Raw genomic sequence first — 21,730 nt, 5'->3', positions numbered from 1 at the left:
GTGGCAGGGCGGCTGCCCGCCCCTAAATGACTATAGACACATTCTAAATTTACTTGGCGTCTGGTATACCAGAGGCTAGAGTTGCCTGGAATGAGGCCTGACTCAGGGGATCCGGACGACGCGGTTCCCGGTCCATCAGGCCTGGAAATGGGGGGATCGCGATGGCGATCCCGCCTGAGGTCATCGCGCTTTTGAGGAGAACGCGACGTTTCCATGAGCAGCAACGACGACGTTCAGAAGGTCAGGGAATTCGAGCATCCGGGCGAGGGGCGCCGACGCGCCAAGGCCACGCCCAAGGGCCGGCAGGTCGATCCGACCGCCGCGCATGAGATCGAGCAATTGCTCGGCGACCGCCCGCGGCGGCGCGATCTCCTGATCGAATATCTCCACCTGATCCAGGACAAGTACCACCAGATCTCGGCCGCGCATCTTGCCGCGCTTGCCGACGAGATGAAGCTCGCCTTCGCCGAAGTGTTCGAGACCGCGACCTTCTATGCGCATTTTGACGTGGTGAAGGAAGGCGAGCCGAATGTTCCGCCGCTCACGATCCGTGTCTGCGACTCGCTGACCTGCGCGATGCTCGGCGGCGAAAAGCTGCTCGCGGATTTGCAGGACGCCTCCGGTCCCGGCATCCGCGTCGTGCGCGCGCCCTGCGTCGGCCGCTGCGATACGGCGCCGGCGGCTGAGGTCGGCCACAACTTCGTCGATCATGCCACCGTTGCGAATGTCATGGCGGCGGCGAAGGCCGGCGATACCCACGCGCATTTGCCTGATTATACCGACTACGACGCCTACGTCGCCGGCGGCGGCTACAAGTTGCTGGGTCGCGTGCGCTCCGGCGAATTGTCGAAGGACGATCTGCTCAAGGCGCTCGACGATGCCTCGCTGCGCGGCCTCGGCGGCGCCGGCTTCCCGACGGGACGCAAATGGCGCGCGGTGCTGGGCGAGCCCGGTCCGCGGCTGATGGCGATCAATGGCGACGAGGGCGAGCCTGGCACGTTCAAGGACCGCTATTATCTCGAAACCGATCCGCATCGCTTCATCGAGGGCATGCTGATCGGCGCGCATGTGGTGCAGGCCTCCGACGTCTACATCTATCTGCGCGACGAATATCCGGCCTCGCGCGAGATCCTCGAGCGCGAGATCGCAAAGATCCCGCCGGGCGGCCCGACGCTGCACATGCGCCGCGGCGCCGGCGCCTATATCTGCGGCGAGGAATCCTCGCTGCTGGAAAGCATCGAGGGCAAGCGCGGCCTGCCCAGGCACAAGCCGCCTTATCCGTTCCAGGTCGGCCTGTTCGGCCTGCCGACGCTGATCAACAATATCGAGACGCTGTGGTGGGTGCGCGATATCGTCGAAAAGGGCGCTGACTGGTGGAAGGGCCATGGCCGCCATGAGCGTCATGGCCTGCGCAGTTTCTCGGTCTCGGGCCGCGTCAAGAACCCGGGCATGAAGCTCGCGCCTGCGGGCATCACCGTGCGCGAGCTGATCAATGAGTATTGCGGCGGCATGGCCGACGGCCATCAATTCTATGCGTACCTGCCGGGCGGCGCGTCGGGCGGCATCCTGCCGGCATCGATGGACGACATCCCGCTCGATTTCGGCACGCTGGAGAAATACGGCTGCTTCATCGGCTCGGCCGCGATCGTGATCCTGTCGCAGAAGGACAGCGTGCGCGCAGCCGCACTCAACCTGATGAAGTTCTTCGAGGACGAGAGCTGCGGCCAGTGCACGCCGTGCCGCGTCGGAACCCAGAAAGCGGCATTGCTGATGCAGAAGCCGGTCTGGAACCGTGCCTTGCTGGAAGAATTGAGCCAGGCGATGCGCGATGCCTCGATCTGCGGGCTCGGACAGGCGGCATCGAATCCGCTGTCCTCCGTGATCAAATATTTCCCTGACGAGTTCAAGGAAGCGGCCGAATGACGAAAATTACGTTCGAGCTCGACGGCAAGCAGGTCGAGGCCAAGCCCGGCGAGACGATCTGGCAGGTCGCAAAACGCCAGGGCCGCGACATCCCGCATCTCTGCTATTCGCCGGCGCCCGACTATCGCCCCGATGGCAATTGCCGCGCCTGCATGGTCGAGATCGAGGGCGAGCGCGTGCTGGCTGCGTCGTGCAAGCGCACGCCGTCGGTCGGCATGAAGGTGAAGACCGAATCCGCGCGCGCAACTGCTGCGCAAAAAATGGTGATGGAGCTGCTGGTCGCCGACCAGCCGGCGCGCGAGACCAGCCACGATCCGGATTCGAAGTTCTGGCACTGGGCCGAGACGACCGGCGTCACCGAGAGCCGTTTCCCCGCTGCCGAGCGCTGGGAGACCGACGCCAGCCATCCGGCGATGCGCGTCAATCTCGATGCCTGCATCCAGTGCGGCCTGTGCGTGCGCGCCTGCCGCGAGGTCCAGGTCAACGACGTCATCGGCATGGCTTATCGTAATCACGATTCCAAGATCGTGTTCGACTTCGATGATCCCATGGGCGAGTCCACCTGTGTCGCCTGCGGCGAATGTGTGCAGGCCTGCCCGACCGGCGCGCTGATGCCGGCCGTGATGCTCGACGAGAAGCAGACGCGCGTCGTCTACGCCGACAAGAAGGTGGATTCGCTCTGCCCGTTCTGCGGCGTCGGTTGCCAGGTGACCTATGAGGTCAAGGACGAGAAGGTGATCTATGCGGAAGGCCGCGACGGTCCCGCCAATCACAACCGTCTCTGCGTCAAGGGCCGCTTCGGCTTCGACTACATCCACCATCCGCATCGCCTGACCAAGCCGCTGGTGCGGCTGCCGAATGCGAAGAAGGATTCCAACGACCAGGTCGACCCGGCCAATCCCTTCACGCATTTCCGTGAAGCGAGCTGGGAGGAGGCGCTCGACATCGCCGCCAAGGGCCTCGTCAAGATCCGCGACGAGAAGGGCGTGAAGGCGCTGGCCGGCTTCGGCTCGGCTAAGGGCTCGAACGAGGAAGCCTATCTGTTCCAGAAGCTGGTGCGCACCGGCTTCGGCTCGAACAATGTCGACCATTGCACCCGCCTGTGCCATGCCTCGTCGGTCGCGGCGCTGTTCGAAGGTCTGAGCTCGGGCGCGGTGTCGGCGCCGTTCTCGGCCGCGATGGATGCCGAAGTCATCATCGTGATCGGCGCCAATCCGACCGTGAACCATCCGGTCGCCGCGACCTTCATCAAGAACGCGGTCAAGCAGAACGGCGCAAAGCTGTTCGTGATGGATCCGCGCCGGCAGTCGCTGTCGCGTCACGCGACCAAGCATTTGCAGTTCAAGCCGGGCTCGGACGTCGCGATGCTGAACGCGATGATCAACACGATCATCACCGAAGGCCTGACCGACGACCAGTACATCGCCGGCTACACCGAGGGGTTCGAGGACCTCAAGGAGAAGATCAAGGAGTTCACGCCGGAGAAGATGGAGGCGATCTGCGGCATCCCGGCGCAGACGCTGCGCGAGGTCGCGCGCACCTATGCGCGGGCAAAATCGTCGATCATCTTCTGGGGCATGGGCATCAGCCAGCACGTCCACGGTACCGACAATGCGCGCTGCCTGATTGCGCTCGCGCTGATCACCGGCCAGGTCGGCCGTCCCGGCACCGGCCTGCATCCGCTGCGCGGTCAGAACAACGTGCAAGGAGCGTCCGACGCGGGCCTGATCCCGATGTTCCTGCCGGACTATCAGCCGGTCGGCCGCGACGACATGCGCGGCGCCTTCGAGAAGCTGTGGCAGCAGGATCTCGATCCTGTCCGCGGCCTGACCGTGGTCGAGATCATGAACGCGATCCACGCCGGCGAGATCACGGGCATGTATATCGAGGGCGAGAACCCCGCGATGTCCGATCCCGATCTCCAGCATGCGCGCCAGGCGCTCGCGATGCTCGATCATCTCGTGGTGCAGGATCTGTTCGTCACCGAGACCGCGTTCCACGCCGACGTCATCCTGCCGGCCTCGGCCTTCGCCGAGAAGGAGGGCTCCTTCACCAACACCGATCGCCGCGTGCAGCTCGCGCGCCAGGTGATCAAGCCGCCGGGCGATGCGCGGCAGGATCTCTGGATCATCCAGGAGATCGGCAAGCGCATGGGCCTGCCGTGGAATTATTCGGGCCCCGGCGACGTCTACACCGAGATGGCAGAACTGATGCCGTCGCTCAAGAACATCAGCTGGGAACGGCTGGTGCGCGAAGGCGCCGTCACCTATCCGGCCGATGATCCGAACAAGCCCGGCAACGAGATCATCTTCACCACGGGCTTTCCGACCGCGAGCGGCCGCGGCAAGATCGTGCCGGCCAAGGTCGTCCCGCCGGATGAGTTGCCCGACGCCGAGTATCCGATGGTGCTCTCGACCGGCCGCGTGCTGGAGCACTGGCACACCGGCTCGATGACGCGCCGTGCCCAGGTGCTCGATCAGATCGAGCCGGAGGCGGTGGCGTTCATGTCGCCGAAGGACATGCGCAGGAAGAAGCTTGCGCCGGGCGATTTCATTCGCTTGGAGACCCGCCGCGGTGCCGTCGAGGTCAAGGTCCGCTCCGACCGCGACGTGCCGGAGAACATGGTGTTCATGCCGTTCTGCTACGCGGAGGCGGCGGCGAACCTCTTGACCAATCCGGCGCTCGACCCGTTCGGCAAGATCCCGGAGTTCAAGTTCTGCGCAGCAAGGGCCGAGCGCGTGGAGATGCGGGACGCGGCGGAGTAGGGTCCTGTCGAGTCTGACGGCGTAACACCTCCAAACTCCACTGTCTCCCCGCGAACGCGGGGAGGACACCGAGGGGGGGCGGGCAACTGTGCCCAACACCGTCATTGCGAGCGAAGCGAAGCAATCCAGGCTGCCTCCTTGGCGGGCTTCTGGATTGCTTCATCGCTTCGCTCCTCGCAATGGCGGTGGTAAGTGTGGCCCATGTCCAAAGCCACCCCCGCCACCCGCGCGCTTGAAGTCGCCCGCGTCGCCTTCACCGTCCACAGCTACGACTACGATCCCGACGCCGAGAGCATTGGCCTTCAGGCCGCGGCCGCACTCGGCGAGGATCCGGCGCGCGTCCTCAAGACTCTGATGGCGCTGGTCGACGGCAAGCCGGTTTGCGTGATCGTCCCGTCCGACCAGGAAGTGTCCATGAAGAAGCTCGCCGCGGCCGTGGGCGGCAAGTCGGCGCAGATGATGAAGCCGCCCGAAGCCGAGCGCGTCACCGGCTACAAGGTCGGCGGCATCAGCCCGTTCGGGCAGCGCAAGCCGGTCCGCACCGTGATCGAGCAGAGCGCGCTCGCCCATGACCTTGTCTATCTCAACGGCGGCCAGCGCGGCTTGCAGGTGCGGCTCAAGCCCACTGACGTGCGGGATGTCGCGAAAGCGGTCGTTGCGGACGTGCTGGCCTAAGCGTTCCGGCTACTGCTTCTGCAACAATTTCAGCCGGCAACGCAGCGCTTCGCGGATATGTGCGCGCGCGAGCTGCTCGGCCTTGTCGCCGTCGCGCGTGGCGATGGCCTCGACGATGGCCTGGTGCTCGCCATGGCTGGTCGAGGGGCGGCCCGTGACCGTGAAGGTGGTCGGGCCGAGCAGGGCGATCCAGTCCTGCAATTCACGGGAGGCGTTGTCGAGATAGCGGTTGCGCGCGGCGCGGCAGATCGCTTCGTGGAAGGCGCGGTTGAGCTTCGCCATCTCGGCGGCGTCGGTCGCGGACGCCTCGACAAAGGCTTGCTCGATATCCCTGAGTGCATCGACCTCGGGCGCCGAGGCATGCTCGGCGGCAAGGCGCGCGGCGGCGCCTTCCATGATCTCGCGCATGGCGTAGAGCTCGAGCACCTCGGAGATGTCGAGGTTGCGTACGATGAGCCCGCGGCCGCCGGCGGGCTCGACGAAGCCGCGCGCCGCGAGCCGTCCCAGGGCTCCTCGCGCAGCCGGTCGCCGGCGCGGTAGCTGCCGGCCTGCAGCGCCTCGCAGAGCGAGCGGAACACGGCCTCGCCCAGCGCGACGCCGGCGCCGCGCGCGATCGATCCGCCTGCCTTTGCCGGGCGTCTGGCCATGGTCCCTCAACACGCATCCTGCCCATGCAGAGATGCCGCTTGCGTGTCTTTTGTATATCTTTGTATACAAAAGTGCGCAATGGCGGCGGCATTGATCGAAGCCACCGGCGGGCAGAATGTCTCCAACTTCGTCGCATCGGGCAGACGGCATGGGCAGCAAATACGACGTGCTGGTGATCGGCGGCGGCAACGCGGCGCTGTGCGCGGCGATCTCGGCGCGCCGCGGCGGCGCCTCGGTGCTGGTGCTCGAAGGCGCGCCAAAATTCTATCGCGGCGGCAATACCCGCCACACCCGCAATATGCGTTGCGCCCATGACGCGGCCACCGAGATCCTGACCGGCCCCTACACCGAAGACGAGTTCTGGGAGGATCTGCTGCGCGTCACCGGCGGGCAGACCGACGAGGTTCTCGCCCGCCACATGATCCGGGAGTCCAAGGACATCCTGAACTGGATCGTGGAGCAGGGCGTGCGCTGGCAGCCCTCGCTCGGCGGCACGCTGAGTCTCGGCCGCACCAATTCCTTCTTCCTCGGCGGCGGCCGCGCGATGCTGAACGCGCTCTATCTCACCGCCGAGCAGCTCGGCGTCGAGGTCGAATACGATGCCGAGGTCACCGACCTCGTGATCGAGCACGGTATGTTCCTCGCCGCGCACCTGAAGCGGCCGATCAAGGGCGAGACCGAGATCCGCGCGACCTCGCTGGTGGCCGCGGCCGGCGGCTTCGAGGCCAACATCGAATGGCTGAAGCAATATTGGGGCGAGGCCGCCGACAATTTCCTGATCCGCGGCACACCCTATAACCGCGGCTCGATCCTGAAGATGCTGCTCGACAAGGGCGTGCAGGAGGTCGGCGATCCCACCCAGTGCCATGCGGTCGCGATCGACGCCCGTGCGCCGAAATTCGACGGCGGCATCATCACAAGGCACGACTCGGTCGTGTTCGGCATCGTCGTCAACAAGCACGCCCAGCGCTTCTATGACGAGGGCGAGGACATCTGGCCCAAGCGCTACGCGATCTGGGGCCGCCTCGTCGCGGCGCAGCCCGACCAGATCGCCTACATCATTTTCGATTCGACTGTTGTTACCAGCTTCATGCCGACGCTGTTCCCGCCGATCGCGGGGCAGACCATTGCCGAGCTCGCGGGCAAGCTCGAGCTCGATCCGGCTGCGCTGGAAAAGACCATCACCGAGTTCAACGCCGCGGTGCTATCAGGCACGTTCGACCACACCATTCTCGACGACTGCCGCACCGAAGGCATCACGCCGCAAAAGACGCACTGGGCGCGCAAGATCGAGACGCCGCCCTATCTCGCCTATCCGGTGCGGCCCGGGATCACCTTCACCTATCTCGGCACGCGCGTGAACAAGGAGGCGCGGATGCTGATGGCTGACGGCAAGCCGTCGGCCAACATGTTCGCGGCGGGCGAGATCATGGCCGGGAACGTGCTCGGCAAGGGCTATGCTGCCGGCATGGGCATGACCATCGGCAGCGTGTTCGGACGCATCGCAGGACGGGAAGCGGCGCGCCACGCCAAGAACTAGGGCAAAGAAAAGATAAAGGGAGCAACCATGTCACGCCTTGCCATTGCTTCGACCGCGGCGTTGCTGATGATCGGCCACGCCCGCGCCGCCGAGCCGATCACCCTGCGCGACATGGGCTCGTTCCATGTCGGCGGGCGTCTCGTCGAAATCTCCGGCAAGCCGGTGAGGGAGGTTGTGTTTGCGCCTGGCGGCGTGCCGGCCAAGGTCGATCCCAACGGCACCTATCAGGTCGAGCAGATGTACGTGCAGTATTTCCTGCCGGCCAACGAGAAGGGCGCATACCCGCTGCTGATGTGGCACGGCGGTGGACTGACCGGCGTCACCTACGAGACGACACCCGACGGACGCGAAGGCTGGCTGAACTATTTCCTGCGCAAGGGATGGGCTGTCTACAATTCAGACGCGGTGGAGCGCGGACGCGCGGGCTGGGCGCAGTACCCCGACATCTTCAAAGGCGAGCCGGTCTTCCTGACCACGGCCAATCCGTTCGAGCGCTTCCGCATCGGCGATGGGCCAAACTCCTACGATCCCGATCCTGCGAAGCGGAAAGTGCTGCCGGGCAACCAGTTTCCCGTCGAGGGCTACGAGAATTTCGTCAAGCAGAACGTGCCGCGCTGGACCACGACGGATGATGCGACCATCGCCGCTTATATTGCCGAGATCGATCGCGTCGGCCCATCGGTGATCCTGTTCCACAGCCAGGCCGGCACCTTCGGTTTCAAGGTCGCGCAGGCCCGGCCCGACAAGGTCAAGGCGCTGATCGCGATCGAGCCGGCCGGCATCGGCGATCTCGCCAAGGCGGCTGTGCTGAAGAACATCCCGACCCTGATCATCTATGGCGACTATATCGAGCGCGACTCGCGCTGGCCAAAAATCCGCGCCAACGGCATCGCCTTCGCGGATGCCATCAAGGCGGCCGGAGGCAGCGTTGACATCGTCGACCTCCCACAAGCCGGCATCAAGGGCAATTCCCACATGGTGATGATGGACAAGAACAACCTCGAGGTCGCAGGCCTGATCCAGAAATGGCTCGAGGCCAAGGGCCTGACGAAGTAACGCCATGCACGGAACCAGAATTCTGGACGAGGCCGACCGTCTGATGACGGTCTGCAATTCCTGCCGCTACTGCGAGGGTCTTTGCGCGGTGTTTCCGGCGATGGAGATGCGTCGCGCCTTCTCTGATGGCGACCTCAACTACCTCGCCAACCTCTGCCATTCGTGCGGCGCCTGCTACGTCGATTGCCAGTTCTCGCCGCCGCACGAGTTCAACGTCAACGTCCCCAAGACGCTGGCGGTTGCGCGTGCCGAATCCTATGCGGCCTATGCCTGGCCGCAGGCGCTGTCCGGAGCGTTCGCGCGCAACGGTCTCGTCATCAGCATCATCGCCGCGCTCAGCATGGCAGCCTTCATCCTCGGCTTCGCAGCCCTGAACGACCGCAGCGTGTTGTTCGGCATCCACACCGGCCCCGGGGCGTTCTACAAATTGATGCCGCACAATGCGATGGCCGCCTTGTTCAGCGCCGCCTTCCTCTATGCCATCCTGGCCCTCGTCATGAGCGTGCGTGCGTTCTGGCGCGACATCGGCTCACCCATCGGCGGCCGCGCCGAAGGCGGCTCCATCTTCCAGGCGGTCCGCGACGCCGGCGAGCTGCGCTATCTCCATGGCGGCGGCGTTGGTTGCTACAATGAGGACGACAAGCCGACTGACCGGCGCAAGCTGTATCACCATCTGACGTTCTACGGCTTCCTGCTGTGCTTTGCCGCGACCTCGGTGGCCACGCTGTACCACTATCTGCTCGGCCGCGAGGCGCCGTATCCGTGGTGGGATCTGCCCGTGGTGCTCGGCACGCTCGGTGGCATCGGCCTCATTGTCGGTCCGATCGGCCTGTTCACGGCCAAGACCCAGCGCGATCCGGCATTGCTCGACGAGAACCGTTACGGCATGGATGTCGGCTTCATCGCCATGCTGTTGCTGACCGGCCTTACCGGCATGCTGCTTCTCGTCCTACGCGAGACCTCTGCCATGGGGCCGCTGCTGGCGCTGCATCTTGGCGCGGTGTTCGCGCTGTTCATCACCATGCCCTATGGCAAGTTCGTGCACGGCATCTATCGCTTCGTGGCCCTGGTGCGTTATGCGCAGGAGCGGCGCAGCGAAGCCGGCTCTTGAGGGGCATGCGGCGCTGACGTATCTCTGGGGCTGTTCGCGCGATGCGCGAATCGCTTGGGGAGCCCACGCTGATGTACATGTTTCTGCCCTTTCTGCTGGCGCTCGCAGGCTGCGCGTCGGTCTGGCGTTCGCGCGCGGGGCTGAGCTATGCGCTCTGGAGCGCAACCATGGTCGTCGCCATCGCATGGTTCTTCCACCACGCGACCGATCCGCTGAAATTCTCGTTCTGAGGGTGACGAGATGGGCGCGACAGAGGTGAGCGGACGGCGGTCGGTCGGGGCGATCCTGAATATGCTGGGGCTGCTCGGGATCTCGCTGATCCTGGCTGTCGCATTCTTCTATCAGCTTGCGCTTGGCGAGTTGCCCTGTCCGCTCTGCCTGCTGCAACGGGCCGGGTTCATCGCGATCGGCATGGGATTCCTGTTCAACATGCGTCTCGGCGAGCGTCCGTCGCACTATGCGATGATCCTCATTGCGAGCCTCGTTACCGGCTTCATTTCGATGCGGCAGGTGTCGCTGCATCTCGCGCCCGGCGATCCCGGCTACGGTTCGACGCTGCTGGGCTTGCATTTCTACACCTGGGCGCTGATCGCGGCGGTCGGAATCGTCTGCTATGTCGCGCTCGTCTTCGTCCTGAAGGACGTGACGGACGACCGCGATGGCGCCGTGCCTCTGAACGGTCCGGCATCGAACGCGGTGTTCGCGATCTTCGCAGTTCTGGTTGCCGCAAATCTGCTGTCGACCGTGCTGGAGTGCGGAGCAGGGCAGTGTGACGACAACCCGGTCCGCTATCTCCTGCTCAAGTGACGGGATCGTCGCACCGGGCATTCGCCGGTGCGACGATCATGAGCCTCACGCCACCTCGCGCTCCGGCGCGGGCGCCTGCTCGCGGGCCATCGTCGTTGCGGTGACATAGTCGGTCTTGCCGGTGCCGAGCAGCGGTACCTTGTCGACCACCATGATCGTCGCGGGAACGGTCAGCTCGGAGGCGCCGATCGTCTTGGCCTGGGCCTGCATCGCGCTGCGCTCGGCGCTCTTCTCCGTGGTCAGCAGCACGATGCGTTCGCCCTTGCGCTGGTCGGGGATCGACACCGCGACCGAGGCGGCCTGCGGCCACAGCGTCGTCGCGATGGCCTCGACCGCCGACAGCGAGACCATTTCGCCCGCGATCTTGGCAAAGCGCTTCGCGCGGCCCTTGATGGTGATGAAGCCGGCGGAGTCGATGGCCACGATGTCGCCGGTGTCGTGCCAGCCCTCGGCGAGCTTTTCGAGCACGCCGGGATTTTCGGCCCGCAAGTATCCGAGCATCACGTTCGGTCCGCGCACCGAGAGACGTCCGCCTTCCTCGATGCCGGGGACCGGATCGAGGCGGCTTTCCATCAGCGGCGACAGGCGGCCGACGGTGCCGGGACGGTTGGCCATCGGCGTGTTCATTGCCAGCACCGGCGCCGTCTCGGTGACGCCATAGCCTTCGAGGATGCGGATGCCGTAGCGCTCCATGAACACCTGGCGCGTGCGGTCCTTGACCGCCTCGGCGCCGGCGATCACGAGGCGCAGCGTGCGGAAGTCGTAGGCATGCGCCGAGCGCGCATAGCCGGTGAGGAACGTATCGGTGCCGAACAGGATCGTGGCGCCGGTCTGGTAGATCAGCTCGGGCACGATGCGGTAGTGCAGCGGAGAAGGGTACATGTAGATCGGAATGCCCGCGAGCAGCGGCATCATCATTCCGCCAGTGAGCCCAAAGGAGTGGAACACCGGCAGCACGTTGAACACCTTGTCGTTGGCGTTGGCATCGACCCGCGCCAGCGCCTGCGCGGCGTTGGCGAGGATGTTGCGATGGGACAGCACCACGCCCTTGGGCGTGCCTTCCGAGCCCGACGTGAACAGCACCACGGCCGGATCGTTTGCCTGACGGGCGACGCGCGGCGCGGTGCCGGCGAGCAGGCCCTTGATCTTGTCGGCCGTGCCAATCGAGGCGCGGACGTCCTCGAGATAGACCACGCGCGCTTCCGCGGAGATCGCGGTCATCAGCTTGTCGAGCTTGCCCTTCTCGATGAAGGCTTTCGAGGTCAGCACGGTCTTGACCTGCGCGGCCTTCATGGCGGCGAGGACGTTGACCGGGCCGGCGGAGAAGTTGAGCATCGCCGGGACGCGGCCGATGCTCTGCAGCGCCATGAACACGACAGCAACGCCCGCCGAATTCGGCAGCAGCACGCCGACATTCTCGCCGGCCGACGTGCCGGCTTCGAGCTTGCTGCTCAGCACCTGCGCGCCGAGGATCAGCTTGCGATAGGTCAGCGTGGTGCCGAGCGCATCCTCGATGATGACCTTGCCGGTGTCGCGGTCGCGATAGGCGTGGCCGAGCGCTTCGAACAGGGTGTGATCGAGCATGGCATTCTTGACCATCGCATCGATCATCACGTCTTGGAGCGCGGCGCCCGCGGCATTGCGGCGTGCCTTGCCCTTCAGCTGTTCATCGATCGGGAGCTTGACCGGCGGCAGGATCGTGACCGTCACGCGCGGGAACCACGAACGCTTGATCTGGCTGCCGTTGAGGTAGCTGAGATGCGAGCGCTGCGCGCCCTCGATGCGGACCGGCACGACCACGGCGTCGGCCTTGTCGGCGATCATCGCGGTGCCGTCATAGACCTTCATCAGCGAGCCGGAGACGGTGATGCGTCCCTCCGGGAAGATCACCACCGGTTCGCCGGCGGCGACCAGCTTGATCAGGTCGCGTGCGGCGAGCGGCTTGGTCGGGTCCATGGTGTAGTGCTTGACCACGCGCAGGAAGGGCTTGGCCCACCAGGCCTTGGAGATGCCGGTATCGACCGCGAAGCTCGCGTCGATCGGCAGCACGGCGTGCAGCAGCGGGCCGTCGATCAGGCTGACATGGTTCGGCGCGATCAGCATCCGCGTGCCGGGAGGCGGCAGGTTCTCGAGCCCGCGAACCTCGGTGCGGAACAGTGCGCGGAACAAGAGCGAGCCGAAGTCGCGCACGCCTTCCTTGCCCCATTTATTGAGCACGAACCACACCGCGCCGAAGCTGGCGATGCCGAGGCCGAAAAAGATCCAGCCGACATGCAGCCCGCCCGCCTGGAGCAGCGCGACGAACAGCGAGCCGACCACCATGAAGGCGGCCTGCAGCACGTTGCCGGCAGCGATGATGCGGGCGCGCTCGTTCGGTGCCGACCAGGCCTGCACGGCGGCGAAGGAGGGAACGACGAACAGGCCGCCGCCGAAGGCGAAGGCGACGAAGTCGGCGAGCATACGCAGGCCGGCGAACGAGGTCGCGAAGCTGGCCGCGGTGATGTCCTGACCCTTGGCGGTCACGGCGATGGCCCAGGCGAGGTCGAGGCCGGCGCAGCCCATGATGATGGCGCCGATCGGCACCAGCGCGAGATTCGGGCGAACGTGGCTCAGGCTGGCCGCGAACAGCGAGCCGATGGCGATGCCGATCGCGAAGACCGCAAGGCACAGCGTCACCACGCCCTCGGTGCCACCGACGACCTCCTTGATCAGGGCCGGCAGCAGCGACAGCACGATGGCGCCCACCAGCCAGAACCAGGAGACGATCACGGTGCCGTCCCACAGCCGGTGGTCGGCGTGCAGCGTCCTCAGCAGGCTCAGCGTCGAGGTCCAGGGATTGGCGTTGACGGGCAAATCGGGCGCGGACGGCGTGGTCGCGGGAATGCGCGAGGCGAAGGCCCAGGACAACAGCGCCAGCACGACCACGGCCGATGCGACCCAGCCCATGTGCGCGGAGCCGGCGACGAACTGGCCGCCGGCGACGGTGCCGAGCAGGATGGCCATGAAGGTCGCGCCTTCGACCAGCGCGTTGCCGGTCGCGAGCTCGCCGAGCTCGAGCTGGTCCGGCAGCATCGAATATTTCACGGGGCCGAAGAGGGCGGCGATGATGCCGAACAGCGCCAGCGCTGCGAACAGCAGGGGCACCGAATGCAGGAAGAAGCCGGCGGCGGCAAAGGCCGCGGCGAAGATCTCGGCGAATTTGAGCCGCCTTGCGACGACGGATTTGACGTATTTGTCAGCGAGCTGGCCGCCGAGCCCGGACAGGATGAAATAGGGGAAGATGAAGACGGCGCCTGCCACCGTCACCAGGGCATCGCCGTGGCCGGTTGCGGCACTGTAAAGCAGGATGATGACGAGTGCGTTCTTGAGCACGTTGTCATTGAGCGCCGAGAAGAACTGCGCCCAGAACAGCGGCGCAAAGCGGCGTGACGACATCAAATCCCTGATCATGACTAGTCCTGTTTTGGAAAGGCAGCCTGAGGTTGTTACTGTTAGTGAAAAGTCACGACCGGAAGGATATGGGGCGAACGATTGCGGGGTGACGACGGTCACCGCCTGCTCTGTCCCCCGGTCCTCCGATCCTGTTGGTCTCCAAGTGATCTCGTTAGGTTCGCAAATATCTGGTCGGGCGGAAGGGCCGCACCTGTCGGGGATATCGCGCCGGACGATGAGGAAAAGTGAACCGCATCGCCGAGGATCGCGGGATGGGCTGCGAATGTCGGGACATGGTGAGTCCTTTGTTGCAACCGGCCCTTGCATTCTAGCCGCTCCGAACCGTTGCCTCAGGTGAGATGGGCCAGATGGCGAAAGGGCGAGAAGCGGCGGATCATGCTGAACCGGCGGCCGTCGTGACGGGCACGGGTGCGACTGGCCCGCCACATGCGGAAGGTCGCGCGCCGTTCGGCCAGCACGCCGGCAATGTCGCAGGCATTGGCGATGCGATCAATCGGAGCCATGGCGAACCGCAGCAGGGCGCGACCGAGGCCGGTCGCCAGAGCGGCGGCGTCATCAACGAAAGTGGAGGCGATATCAACAGCGAGGGTTTGCATTTTGCGGGTCTCCGGGTTAATTTGAACAATGTTCACGTGAGTAGCTTGAAAATGAACAATGTTCAAGACGAATCGCTGCGAGACCAGAAAAAAAATCGGCGGCGGCTCCAGATCCTGGAGATCGCCCGCAGCATTATCGCGACTAAAGGATTGAGATCATTGAAGGTTCGGGACGTCGCGGAAGCTGCCAGCTGCTCGGTCGGCAGCGTCTATAACGAGTTCGGCGATTTCGACGGGGTGATATTGACCGTCAATCGGGAGACGGTTCAGGCGCTGACGCTGCGACTGCAAGGGGTTCCGGCCGAGGATCCGGTTCGCCAGCTCTATGGGCTGGCGGAGACCTATCTCGACTTCTTCGCCGAGCACGCCAATCTGCTGCGTTCGCTGTTCGAGCACCGGATGGAGGACGACCGTCCTTATCCCGACGACATCCTCCAGATGGTGATGGATGCGTTTGCGCTGATGCATCCGCCCCTTGTGCGGGTGCTACCGGATGCGGACGACGTGAAGATCGCGCTGCTGTCGCGCACGCTGTTTTCGGCCGTGCATGGCATCATCTCGCTCGGCCTCGAGGAGCGCATGGTGGCCGTGCCATCGCAGATGCTGCGTCAGCAGGTCGAACAGTTCCTGGACGCGCATTTGGCCGGTCTTGGGATCCCCAGCCGGCGATGAGCCGCGTCAGGCGCGGACAGCCTCGCGCGGCCGGGACGCAACGAGGACGACGTCCGCTTTCGCACTGTCGACCTGGACCCGGTTGCGTCCCTTTTCCTTGGCGCGATAGCAGGCGGCGTCCGCGCGCCGCATCGCGTCTTCGAGCGTGGTGTCGCGATCGGCAATGCAGGTGACGCCGACGCTCGCGGTCACAGTAAAGCAACGATCGTCCCAGGCGAAGCTGAACATCTCGAGCGACCGGCGCAACCGTTCGGCGATATCGACGGCGTTCGCGGGCGAGCACTGCGGCAGGATCAGGCCGAATTCGTCGCCGCCGAGCCGGGCCACCAGATCATGCCGCCGCCGATCCTGTTGCAGCAGCTGCGAAACCTGGCAAAGCAGGCGGTCGCCGGCGAGATGGCCGCAGCTGTCGTTGACGCTCTTGAACTGGTCGAGGTCGAGCAGGATCAATGCGAGCGAACCCGCCGCGGTGTTGTCCAGCTCGCTTTGCAGGCGCGCTTCGAAGGCGCGGCGGTTGGAAAGGCCGGTCAGCCAGTCGTGCGAAGCCTGAAAGGCGAGGCGCTCCTTCTCGGCATGCAAGGCGTCCTCGAATGCCTGTCGTTGCAACACCAATCGCCGCGTGTGCCAGACCAGGAGCACGATCAGCATCACCGCAGTGACGATGTTGATGCAGGTCAGCGTCACCTTGATGGCGCGGGAGCCTTCGCCGAGCACGGTGGAGAAGCGGTTGGCATGCACCGTGAATTGAGCGTTGAGGTCCGAGAGCCGCGACGACAGGAATTGCAGGCGGTCCTTGTCCTGAACCGGGCCGCTCTCCAGCTCGGACCGGATCACCTCGCCGAACACGCTCAGCTCCAGCAGCATGGGGTCGGTCGCGGCCCACTCGCGGATCGCCTCCTGGAGGAAGCTGACGCCATTGAAGTAGCGAAACAGCCAGATCAAGCCCGGAACATCGTCGGGATGGTTGCCGCCTTGCAGAAACCCGATGCGGGCGGCCTCGACGTCGATCGGATCGCGCTCGAGCGCCCAGCGTGCGAACTCGTCGCCGATCGGAACGGCGAGCGAGGCCTGGTATTGCGTGAACTGGCTGGCCTTGCCCGAATGCAGATAGAGATTGAGGAAATAGACGGCGTTCTTCTGCGAGCGCGACCACAACGCTTCGCCCGCGACATAGGCGCGGACCGACGACATCACTTCGAGACTGAATCCCGCGATCGCCGCCTGGAGCACGACGACCATGACGAAAGGCGAGACGAGCTTGATGACATGAAGGAAGCTGTGTCCCTTCGTCGAAGACGCTGTTCTGCGAAACACCCTGCGTTCCCCAAATCGATCAACGACCCCAGCGGAGCGTTGCGCCTGCAACGCCAAGTAGAGGAGATCGTTGCTTAACTCGACCTGAAAGCGATAGGGACTGCGTCGCAGAGTGAAGGCGCTGTGAAGTGGATGGGTGCAGATCGCTTCAAATGCCGGAAGATCGGAACTGGCGCAGCGTCGGCGAGCCGATGCCTCGCATTCGTCGCGTGCGATTTACCCGATCGAGAGAATTCTAGACCAGCACCGGCTTGCGCACGCGACCGGCGTCACCGAAGACGCGCAAGTACCGATCGATCTCGGAGGGCATTCCGGTCGCCTTCTCCGGGTTGTCGGAGAGCTTGACGGCCGGATGGCCGTCGACCGACGACACCTTGCAGACCAGCGAGATCGGATCGAGGTTGAACGAGCCGTCCGGCGTGCAGCCGACGAAGTCGTTGGTGAGATTGGTGCCCCAGCCGAAGGAGAGCCGCACGCGGCCGGCGAAATGGTGATAGGTCTCCTCGATCGAGCCGACATCCATGGCGTCGGAGAAGACGAGCAGCTTGTCCTTGGGATTGCGTCCCATCTTCTCCCACCATTTGATGATCTCTTCGCCGGCCTGGATCGGCGGCGCGCTGTCGGGACGGAAGCCGGTCCAGTCGGCGACCCATTCCGGCGCATCGCGCAGGAACGCCTTGGTGCCGAAGGCGTCGGGCAGCGCGATCAGCAGATTGCCGCCATAGGTCTGGCGCCACTGGTCGAGAATGCGATAGGGCGCCCAGCGCAATTCCTCGTCGTCCTTGGCGAGCGCTGCCGCGACCATCGGCAGCTCGTGCGCGTTGGTGCCGATGGCTTCGAGATCGTTATCCATCGCGAGCAGCACGTTGGAGGTGCCGATAAAGGACGAGCCCAGGCCTTCCTTTACTGCCTCGACACACCAGCGCTGCCACAGGAAGCCGTGGCGGCGGCGGGTGCCGAAGTCCGACAACCGCAAATTCTCCAGCTTGCGCAGCCGCTCCACCTTGGTCCACAGCTTGGCCTTGGCGCGGGCATACAGCACGTCGAGCTCGAAACGGCCGCGGCCCTTCATCGCCGAACGGGAGCGCAATTCGTTGAGGATGGCGAGCGCCGGGATCTCCCACATCGTGGTGTGGGTCCAGGGTCCGTGGAAATGCAGCTCGTATTGACCCTCGACCTTGCGCAGCTCGTATTCGGGAAGGCGGAATTCGGCGAGCCAGCGGATGAAGTCCGCCGAGAACATGTGGGTCTTGCCGTAGAATGTGTTACCGGCGAGCCAGATCAGCTCCTTCTTGGTGAAGCGGATGGTGCGGGCATGGTCGAGCTGGGCGCGCAGCTCACCCTCATCGATGGTCTCGGCGAGCCGCACATGGCGCGACCGGTTGATGACCGAGAACGTCACCTGCTGATCCGGGTAATCTTCCCGAATCATTTGCAACATCAATAGCTTATAGAAGTCGGTATCCAGCAGGCTGCGGATGATGGGATCCAGCCGCCAGCTGTGATTGTAGGTTCGGCTCGCAATGTCGGTCACTGTCATGGCCGAATTCTAGCGTGGCCGCCCGCGCTCAACCAGTGGGTTTGGCGAGGGGCTGGGCGTCGCCGTGACCAGTCCCGAGCATGGCCGTGCGCGATCCGGGCCCGCTCGGACGCAGTCGATGCGGTCAGCCGCCGGCTGCCGTCGTTGCGACAATCTCGAGCTGATTCCTGACCCAGCGATGGGCCGGATCCTTCTGGTAGCGCTGGTGCCAGACCATGAACATCGGCAGCTCGGCGAGCGTTCGCGTGCGCGAGGCCAGCGGTATCCGCGTTTGCGCGAAACCGTGCATCACGCCGGAGGCAAGCAGGCTCGGCATGCTCGCCAGCATCTGCGATCCGCGCAGGAAGGACGGCACGCCGGAGAAGCTCGGCACGGAGATCGCGATGTCGCGGTGGAATCCGCTTGCGGCCAGCCGGCGGTCGAAGTCGAGCCGCTCATTGTCGGTGTAGACCACGGTGATGTGGCGCGCCGCCAGATAGGCGCTGCGGCCGGACGGAGCAGTGCGCGCCCTGGGATCGAAATAGCAGACATAGTGATCGCTCAGCAGGCGTTTCTGCACGATGTCGATGCCCGACGGCGGCAGCGGCGTGATCAGGAGATCGCAGCGGTTTTCGCGCAGCATCGCGGGCGAGGGCGATTGCGAGGGGATCACGCGCAGGTTCAGACCCTTTACCTGTCCCGCAACATGATCGAAGAACCGCGGCAGCAGCAGGTCGCGCTGGAAATCGTTGGCGGCGATCGTCAGCGAGAGCTGCGCCGTGGCCGGGGTGAAGCTGACGCCGCCGGCAAAGCTGCGCATCTCGTCGATCAGGGCGCGCGCCTTGGCGGCCAGTGCCTGCGCGTGCGCGGTGGCGACGATGCCGCGGCCGGACTTGGCGAACAGCGGATCGCCCGCGATCCGCCGCAGCTTGTTCAGGCCGTGGCTGACGGCCGACTGCGTCAGGCCGAGCCGCGTCGCCGCCGCCGTGACCGAACCTTCCTCCAGCACGGAGAGGAACAGCTCGAGGGCGTGGCCGTCGAGCGCCAAATGATCGATTTCTTTCATGCAATGTATTATAATCCATCTATTTATCTTGAGAATAGGTCGCCCCATGATCTCCCGATAAGCCGCGTGCCCGGACCCGGGCGCCACAGGGAGAGACAACGCCGATGAATGCCCAGGCTCCGATTCCAGCCTTGCAGGATCCCCGCCTCAACCGCCCCGAACCGTTCACGCCCCGCGATGGCGGCTTTTTTCAGCGCGACCGTTCGATCCACCCGCCGGCACATGCGCCCGGCTACAAATCCTCGGTGCTGCGCTCGCCGCGCCAGGCGCTGCTGTCACTGGAGAACTCGGTCTCGGAGATCACGGGACCGGTGTTCGGCCACAACGATCTCGGCCCGCTCGACAACGACCTGATCCGCAACTACGCCAAGGATGGCGATCCCGTCGGCGAGCGCATCATCGTCCACGGCCGCGTGCTCGACGAGACCGGCCGCGGCGTGCCGAACACGCTGGTCGAGTTCTGGCAGGCCAATGCCGGTGGCCGCTACCGGCACAAGAAGGACACGTATCTGGCGCCGATCGATCCCAATTTCGGCGGCTGCGGCCGCGCCCTGACCGACCACACCGGCTATTACTATTTCCGCACCGTGAAGCCGGGCCCCTATCCCTGGCGCAACTTCGTCAACAGCTGGCGTCCCGCCCACATCCATTTCTCGGTGTTCGGCTCCGGCTTTGCGCAGCGGCTGATCACGCAGATGTATTTCGAGGGCGATCCCTTGATCCCGGTCTGCCCGATCCTGACGACGATCCCGGACAAGGACGCGCTGGATCGCCTCGTGGCGCCGCTCGACCTCAATGCCTCGACGCCGTTCGACTCGCTCGCGTACCGCTTCGACATCGTGCTGCGCGGCCAGCGTTCCACCTATTTTGAAAATCGCCCCGAAGGAAACTGAGCCCATGCCGCAGCCGCTCAACTACCTCAAGGAAACCGCTTCGCAGACCGCTGGGCCCTACGTCCATATCGGCCTGATCCCGGCCATGGCCGGCTTCGACATCTTCGAGAAGAACTTCTCCAACGTGCTGGTAACGCCGAACACGTTGGGCGAGCGCATCACGCTGGAAGGCAAGGTGCTCGACGGCAGCGGCACGGTGCTGCGCGACGTGCTGCTGGAGATCTGGCAGGCCAATGCCAGCGGCCGCTACAACCATCCGGCCGACCGCTCGGCCGGCGCGCTGGACGAGGCGTTTCGCGGCTGGGGCCGGGCCGGCTCCGACTTCGAGAGCGGCCTCGTCACCTTCGAGACCATCAAGCCCGGCGCCATCATCGACAAGGCGGGGCGCAAATGCGCGCCGCACGTCAATGTTTGGATCGTCGCGCGCGGTATCAACATCGGCCTCAACACACGCATTTACTTCTCGGATGAAGAGGCCGCCAATGCCGCCGATCCCGTGCTCAATCTGGTCGAGCCGCCGGTGCGCCGGAAGACGCTGATCGCCACGCGCAGCGAACGTGCCGGCAAGGCCGTGTATTCCTTCACGATCAATTTGCAGGGGCCGGAGGAGACGGTGTTCTTCGACGTGTGAGGATCCGGCGGATCGTCTCGCAGGATCACTCCACCCGGTCGTCGCGTTTGATCGTTCCGCGCGTGAGGAATTGCGGCGGCTGGCGCAGCTCGCGCGGCCGGTCGGCCGGATCGCGCCCCACTTTCGGTTTCAGCTCCGCCAAATCAATGAAGACGTCCGCCTGTCGGCGCAGCTCGTCGGCGACCATGGGCGGCTGGGTGGAGAGAGTGGAGACGACCGTCACGCGGACGCCGCGGCGTTGCAGGGCTTCCACCAGCGACCGAAAGTCTCCATCGCCGGAGAACAATACGATCTGATCGACGTGTTCGGCGAGCTCCATCGCACTGACGGCGAGGTCGATATCCATGCTGCCCTTCACCTTGCGGCGGCCGGTGTTGGCGTCGACGAACTCCTTGGTGAGCTTGGTGACGACGGTATATCCGTTATAATCGAGCCAGTCGATCAACGGGCGGATTGACGAATACTCCTGATCCTCGATGACGGTCGTGTAGTAGAAGGCCCGCAACAGCGTACCGCGGCTCTGGAATTCGCCGAGCAGACGCCTGTAGTCGATGTCGAAGCCGAGCGCCTTGGAGGTGGCATAGAGATTGGGGCCATCGATAAAGAGCGCGATCTTCCCAATTGAAGACATTAGGCACAAATCCCCAGTTCCGCACGAAAGCCGGACGGTCCAGCCGAATGGCGGCGCGTCGGCCGGAAAACACTGAATGCGCCGATAGCTTGCCGAAAAAGGCGGCGCAGGCAACCGGACAGGGGTGGCCGCCTTGCGCCAAGGTTAGGGAGGATCCATGCCACCAGCGCCAGGGCGCCGAATGCCGCCACGCTAGGGCCGGCGCAGACCCGGCTCAATTGTACGGAGGTAAACAGCCGCTATCCAAAGGATGGGACGCCATATACGAAGGTAAGTGCCTGCGCCGGCAACAGACGCAATCGCGGTGCGCGGCGGATGCCGTCGCGCCTGCCGATGAAGGGGATATCCCGGCATTGCGGCTTCGGGTCGGACCATGCGCCGCTCTTCTTGCGCGTGCTGGCCATCGCGGCTCAGGGATATCGCCGTCGCT

At 64.8% G+C, this 21,730-nt stretch carries 16 protein-coding genes and 1 pseudogene; 11 read left to right on the top strand and 6 right to left on the bottom strand.

Going from position 1 to position 21,730, the window contains the following annotated elements; translation table 11 throughout:
- Positions 1-213: 213 nt before the first annotated feature.
- The 3 genes from FOM02_RS38355 (at position 214) to ybaK (ending at position 5,363) form a co-directional block, all read left to right on the top strand.
- Positions 214-1,923 carry an NADH-ubiquinone oxidoreductase-F iron-sulfur binding region domain-containing protein gene (locus FOM02_RS38355; protein WP_027562216.1) on the top strand — a complete coding sequence of 570 codons (1,710 nt, stop codon included), beginning with the start codon at positions 214-216 and terminating at the stop codon, positions 1,921-1,923.
- On the top strand, positions 1,920-4,688 hold the full coding sequence (fdhF, locus tag FOM02_RS38350) for a formate dehydrogenase subunit alpha (protein ID WP_027562215.1): 2,769 nt from the start codon (positions 1,920-1,922) through the stop codon (positions 4,686-4,688). Before FOM02_RS38355 ends, fdhF begins: the two co-directional genes overlap by 4 nt.
- A gap of 201 nt (positions 4,689-4,889) precedes the next feature.
- The gene (gene ybaK / locus FOM02_RS38345) at positions 4,890-5,363 is read left to right on the top strand and encodes a Cys-tRNA(Pro) deacylase (protein ID WP_027562214.1); all 474 of its coding nucleotides are present in this window, start codon (positions 4,890-4,892) and stop codon (positions 5,361-5,363) included.
- A gap of 9 nt (positions 5,364-5,372) precedes the next feature.
- Here ybaK and FOM02_RS38340 read toward each other — a convergent pair.
- Positions 5,373-6,010 (bottom strand): annotated as a pseudogene (locus tag FOM02_RS38340) (GntR family transcriptional regulator).
- 149 nt (positions 6,011-6,159) lie between these two features.
- Here FOM02_RS38340 and tcuA point away from each other — a divergent pair.
- The 5 genes from tcuA to FOM02_RS38315 all read left to right on the top strand — a co-directional run bounded on the left by tcuA (position 6,160) and on the right by FOM02_RS38315 (position 10,525).
- Positions 6,160-7,551, top strand: coding sequence for an FAD-dependent tricarballylate dehydrogenase TcuA (gene tcuA / locus FOM02_RS38335; protein ID WP_027562212.1), 1,392 nt, complete (start codon positions 6,160-6,162; stop codon positions 7,549-7,551).
- Positions 7,552-7,578: 27 nt separating this feature from the next.
- Positions 7,579-8,607, top strand: coding sequence for an esterase (locus FOM02_RS38330; protein ID WP_027562211.1), 1,029 nt, complete (start codon positions 7,579-7,581; stop codon positions 8,605-8,607).
- Positions 8,608-8,611: 4 nt separating this feature from the next.
- On the top strand, positions 8,612-9,718 hold the full coding sequence (gene tcuB, locus FOM02_RS38325) for a tricarballylate utilization 4Fe-4S protein TcuB (protein WP_027562210.1): 1,107 nt from the start codon (positions 8,612-8,614) through the stop codon (positions 9,716-9,718).
- 71 nt (positions 9,719-9,789) lie between these two features.
- Entirely contained in the window at positions 9,790-9,948 is a 159-nt protein-coding gene (locus FOM02_RS38320; RefSeq protein WP_027562209.1) for a DUF5993 family protein, read from the top strand.
- A 10-nt stretch (positions 9,949-9,958) separates the two neighbouring features.
- A complete protein-coding gene (locus FOM02_RS38315) occupies positions 9,959-10,525 on the top strand; it encodes a disulfide bond formation protein B (protein ID WP_035730115.1) in 567 nt (188 codons plus the stop codon).
- A 45-nt stretch (positions 10,526-10,570) separates the two neighbouring features.
- On the opposite strand, the gene FOM02_RS38310 is transcribed toward FOM02_RS38315, so the two are convergent.
- Positions 10,571-13,975 carry an acyl-[ACP]--phospholipid O-acyltransferase gene (locus tag FOM02_RS38310; RefSeq protein ID WP_027562207.1) on the bottom strand — a complete coding sequence of 1,135 codons (3,405 nt, stop codon included), beginning with the start codon at positions 13,973-13,975 and terminating at the stop codon, positions 10,571-10,573.
- A 650-nt stretch (positions 13,976-14,625) separates the two neighbouring features.
- On the opposite strand from FOM02_RS38310, the gene FOM02_RS38305 reads away from it, so the two are divergent.
- The gene (locus FOM02_RS38305; protein WP_084334670.1) at positions 14,626-15,246 is read left to right on the top strand and encodes a TetR/AcrR family transcriptional regulator; all 621 of its coding nucleotides are present in this window, start codon (positions 14,626-14,628) and stop codon (positions 15,244-15,246) included.
- 6 nt (positions 15,247-15,252) lie between these two features.
- Here FOM02_RS38305 and FOM02_RS38300 read toward each other — a convergent pair whose 3' ends face one another.
- The 3 genes from FOM02_RS38300 to FOM02_RS38290 all read right to left on the bottom strand — a co-directional run bounded on the left by FOM02_RS38300 (position 15,253) and on the right by FOM02_RS38290 (position 19,145).
- Entirely contained in the window at positions 15,253-16,560 is a 1,308-nt protein-coding gene (locus tag FOM02_RS38300; protein ID WP_027562204.1) for a GGDEF domain-containing protein, read from the bottom strand.
- Between the two features lie 235 nt (positions 16,561-16,795).
- Positions 16,796-18,100, bottom strand: coding sequence for a nicotinate phosphoribosyltransferase (gene pncB / locus FOM02_RS38295; protein ID WP_027562203.1), 1,305 nt, complete (start codon positions 18,098-18,100; stop codon positions 16,796-16,798).
- Positions 18,101-18,224: 124 nt separating this feature from the next.
- Positions 18,225-19,145 carry a LysR family transcriptional regulator gene (locus FOM02_RS38290; protein ID WP_035730113.1) on the bottom strand — a complete coding sequence of 307 codons (921 nt, stop codon included), beginning with the start codon at positions 19,143-19,145 and terminating at the stop codon, positions 18,225-18,227.
- Positions 19,146-19,249: 104 nt separating this feature from the next.
- Here FOM02_RS38290 and pcaH point away from each other — a divergent pair, with 104 nt between their 5' ends.
- Positions 19,250-20,038 carry a protocatechuate 3,4-dioxygenase subunit beta gene (pcaH, locus tag FOM02_RS38285; protein ID WP_027562201.1) on the top strand — a complete coding sequence of 263 codons (789 nt, stop codon included), beginning with the start codon at positions 19,250-19,252 and terminating at the stop codon, positions 20,036-20,038.
- Positions 20,039-20,042: 4 nt separating this feature from the next.
- A complete protein-coding gene (pcaG, locus tag FOM02_RS38280) occupies positions 20,043-20,669 on the top strand; it encodes a protocatechuate 3,4-dioxygenase subunit alpha (RefSeq protein WP_027562200.1) in 627 nt (208 codons plus the stop codon).
- Positions 20,670-20,694: 25 nt separating this feature from the next.
- Here the strand turns inward: pcaG and FOM02_RS38275 are convergent, their stop codons facing one another.
- Positions 20,695-21,300 carry an NYN domain-containing protein gene (locus FOM02_RS38275; RefSeq protein WP_027562199.1) on the bottom strand — a complete coding sequence of 202 codons (606 nt, stop codon included), beginning with the start codon at positions 21,298-21,300 and terminating at the stop codon, positions 20,695-20,697.
- Between the last annotated feature and the right edge of the window lie 430 nt (positions 21,301-21,730).

This window comes from Bradyrhizobium sp. SEMIA, assembly GCF_014844175.1.
Taxonomy (GTDB): Bacteria; Pseudomonadota; Alphaproteobacteria; order Rhizobiales; family Xanthobacteraceae; genus Bradyrhizobium; species Bradyrhizobium arachidis.
The sequence above is the reverse complement of the archived record's forward strand: the minus strand, read 5'-3'. Positions and strand labels throughout refer to the sequence as shown.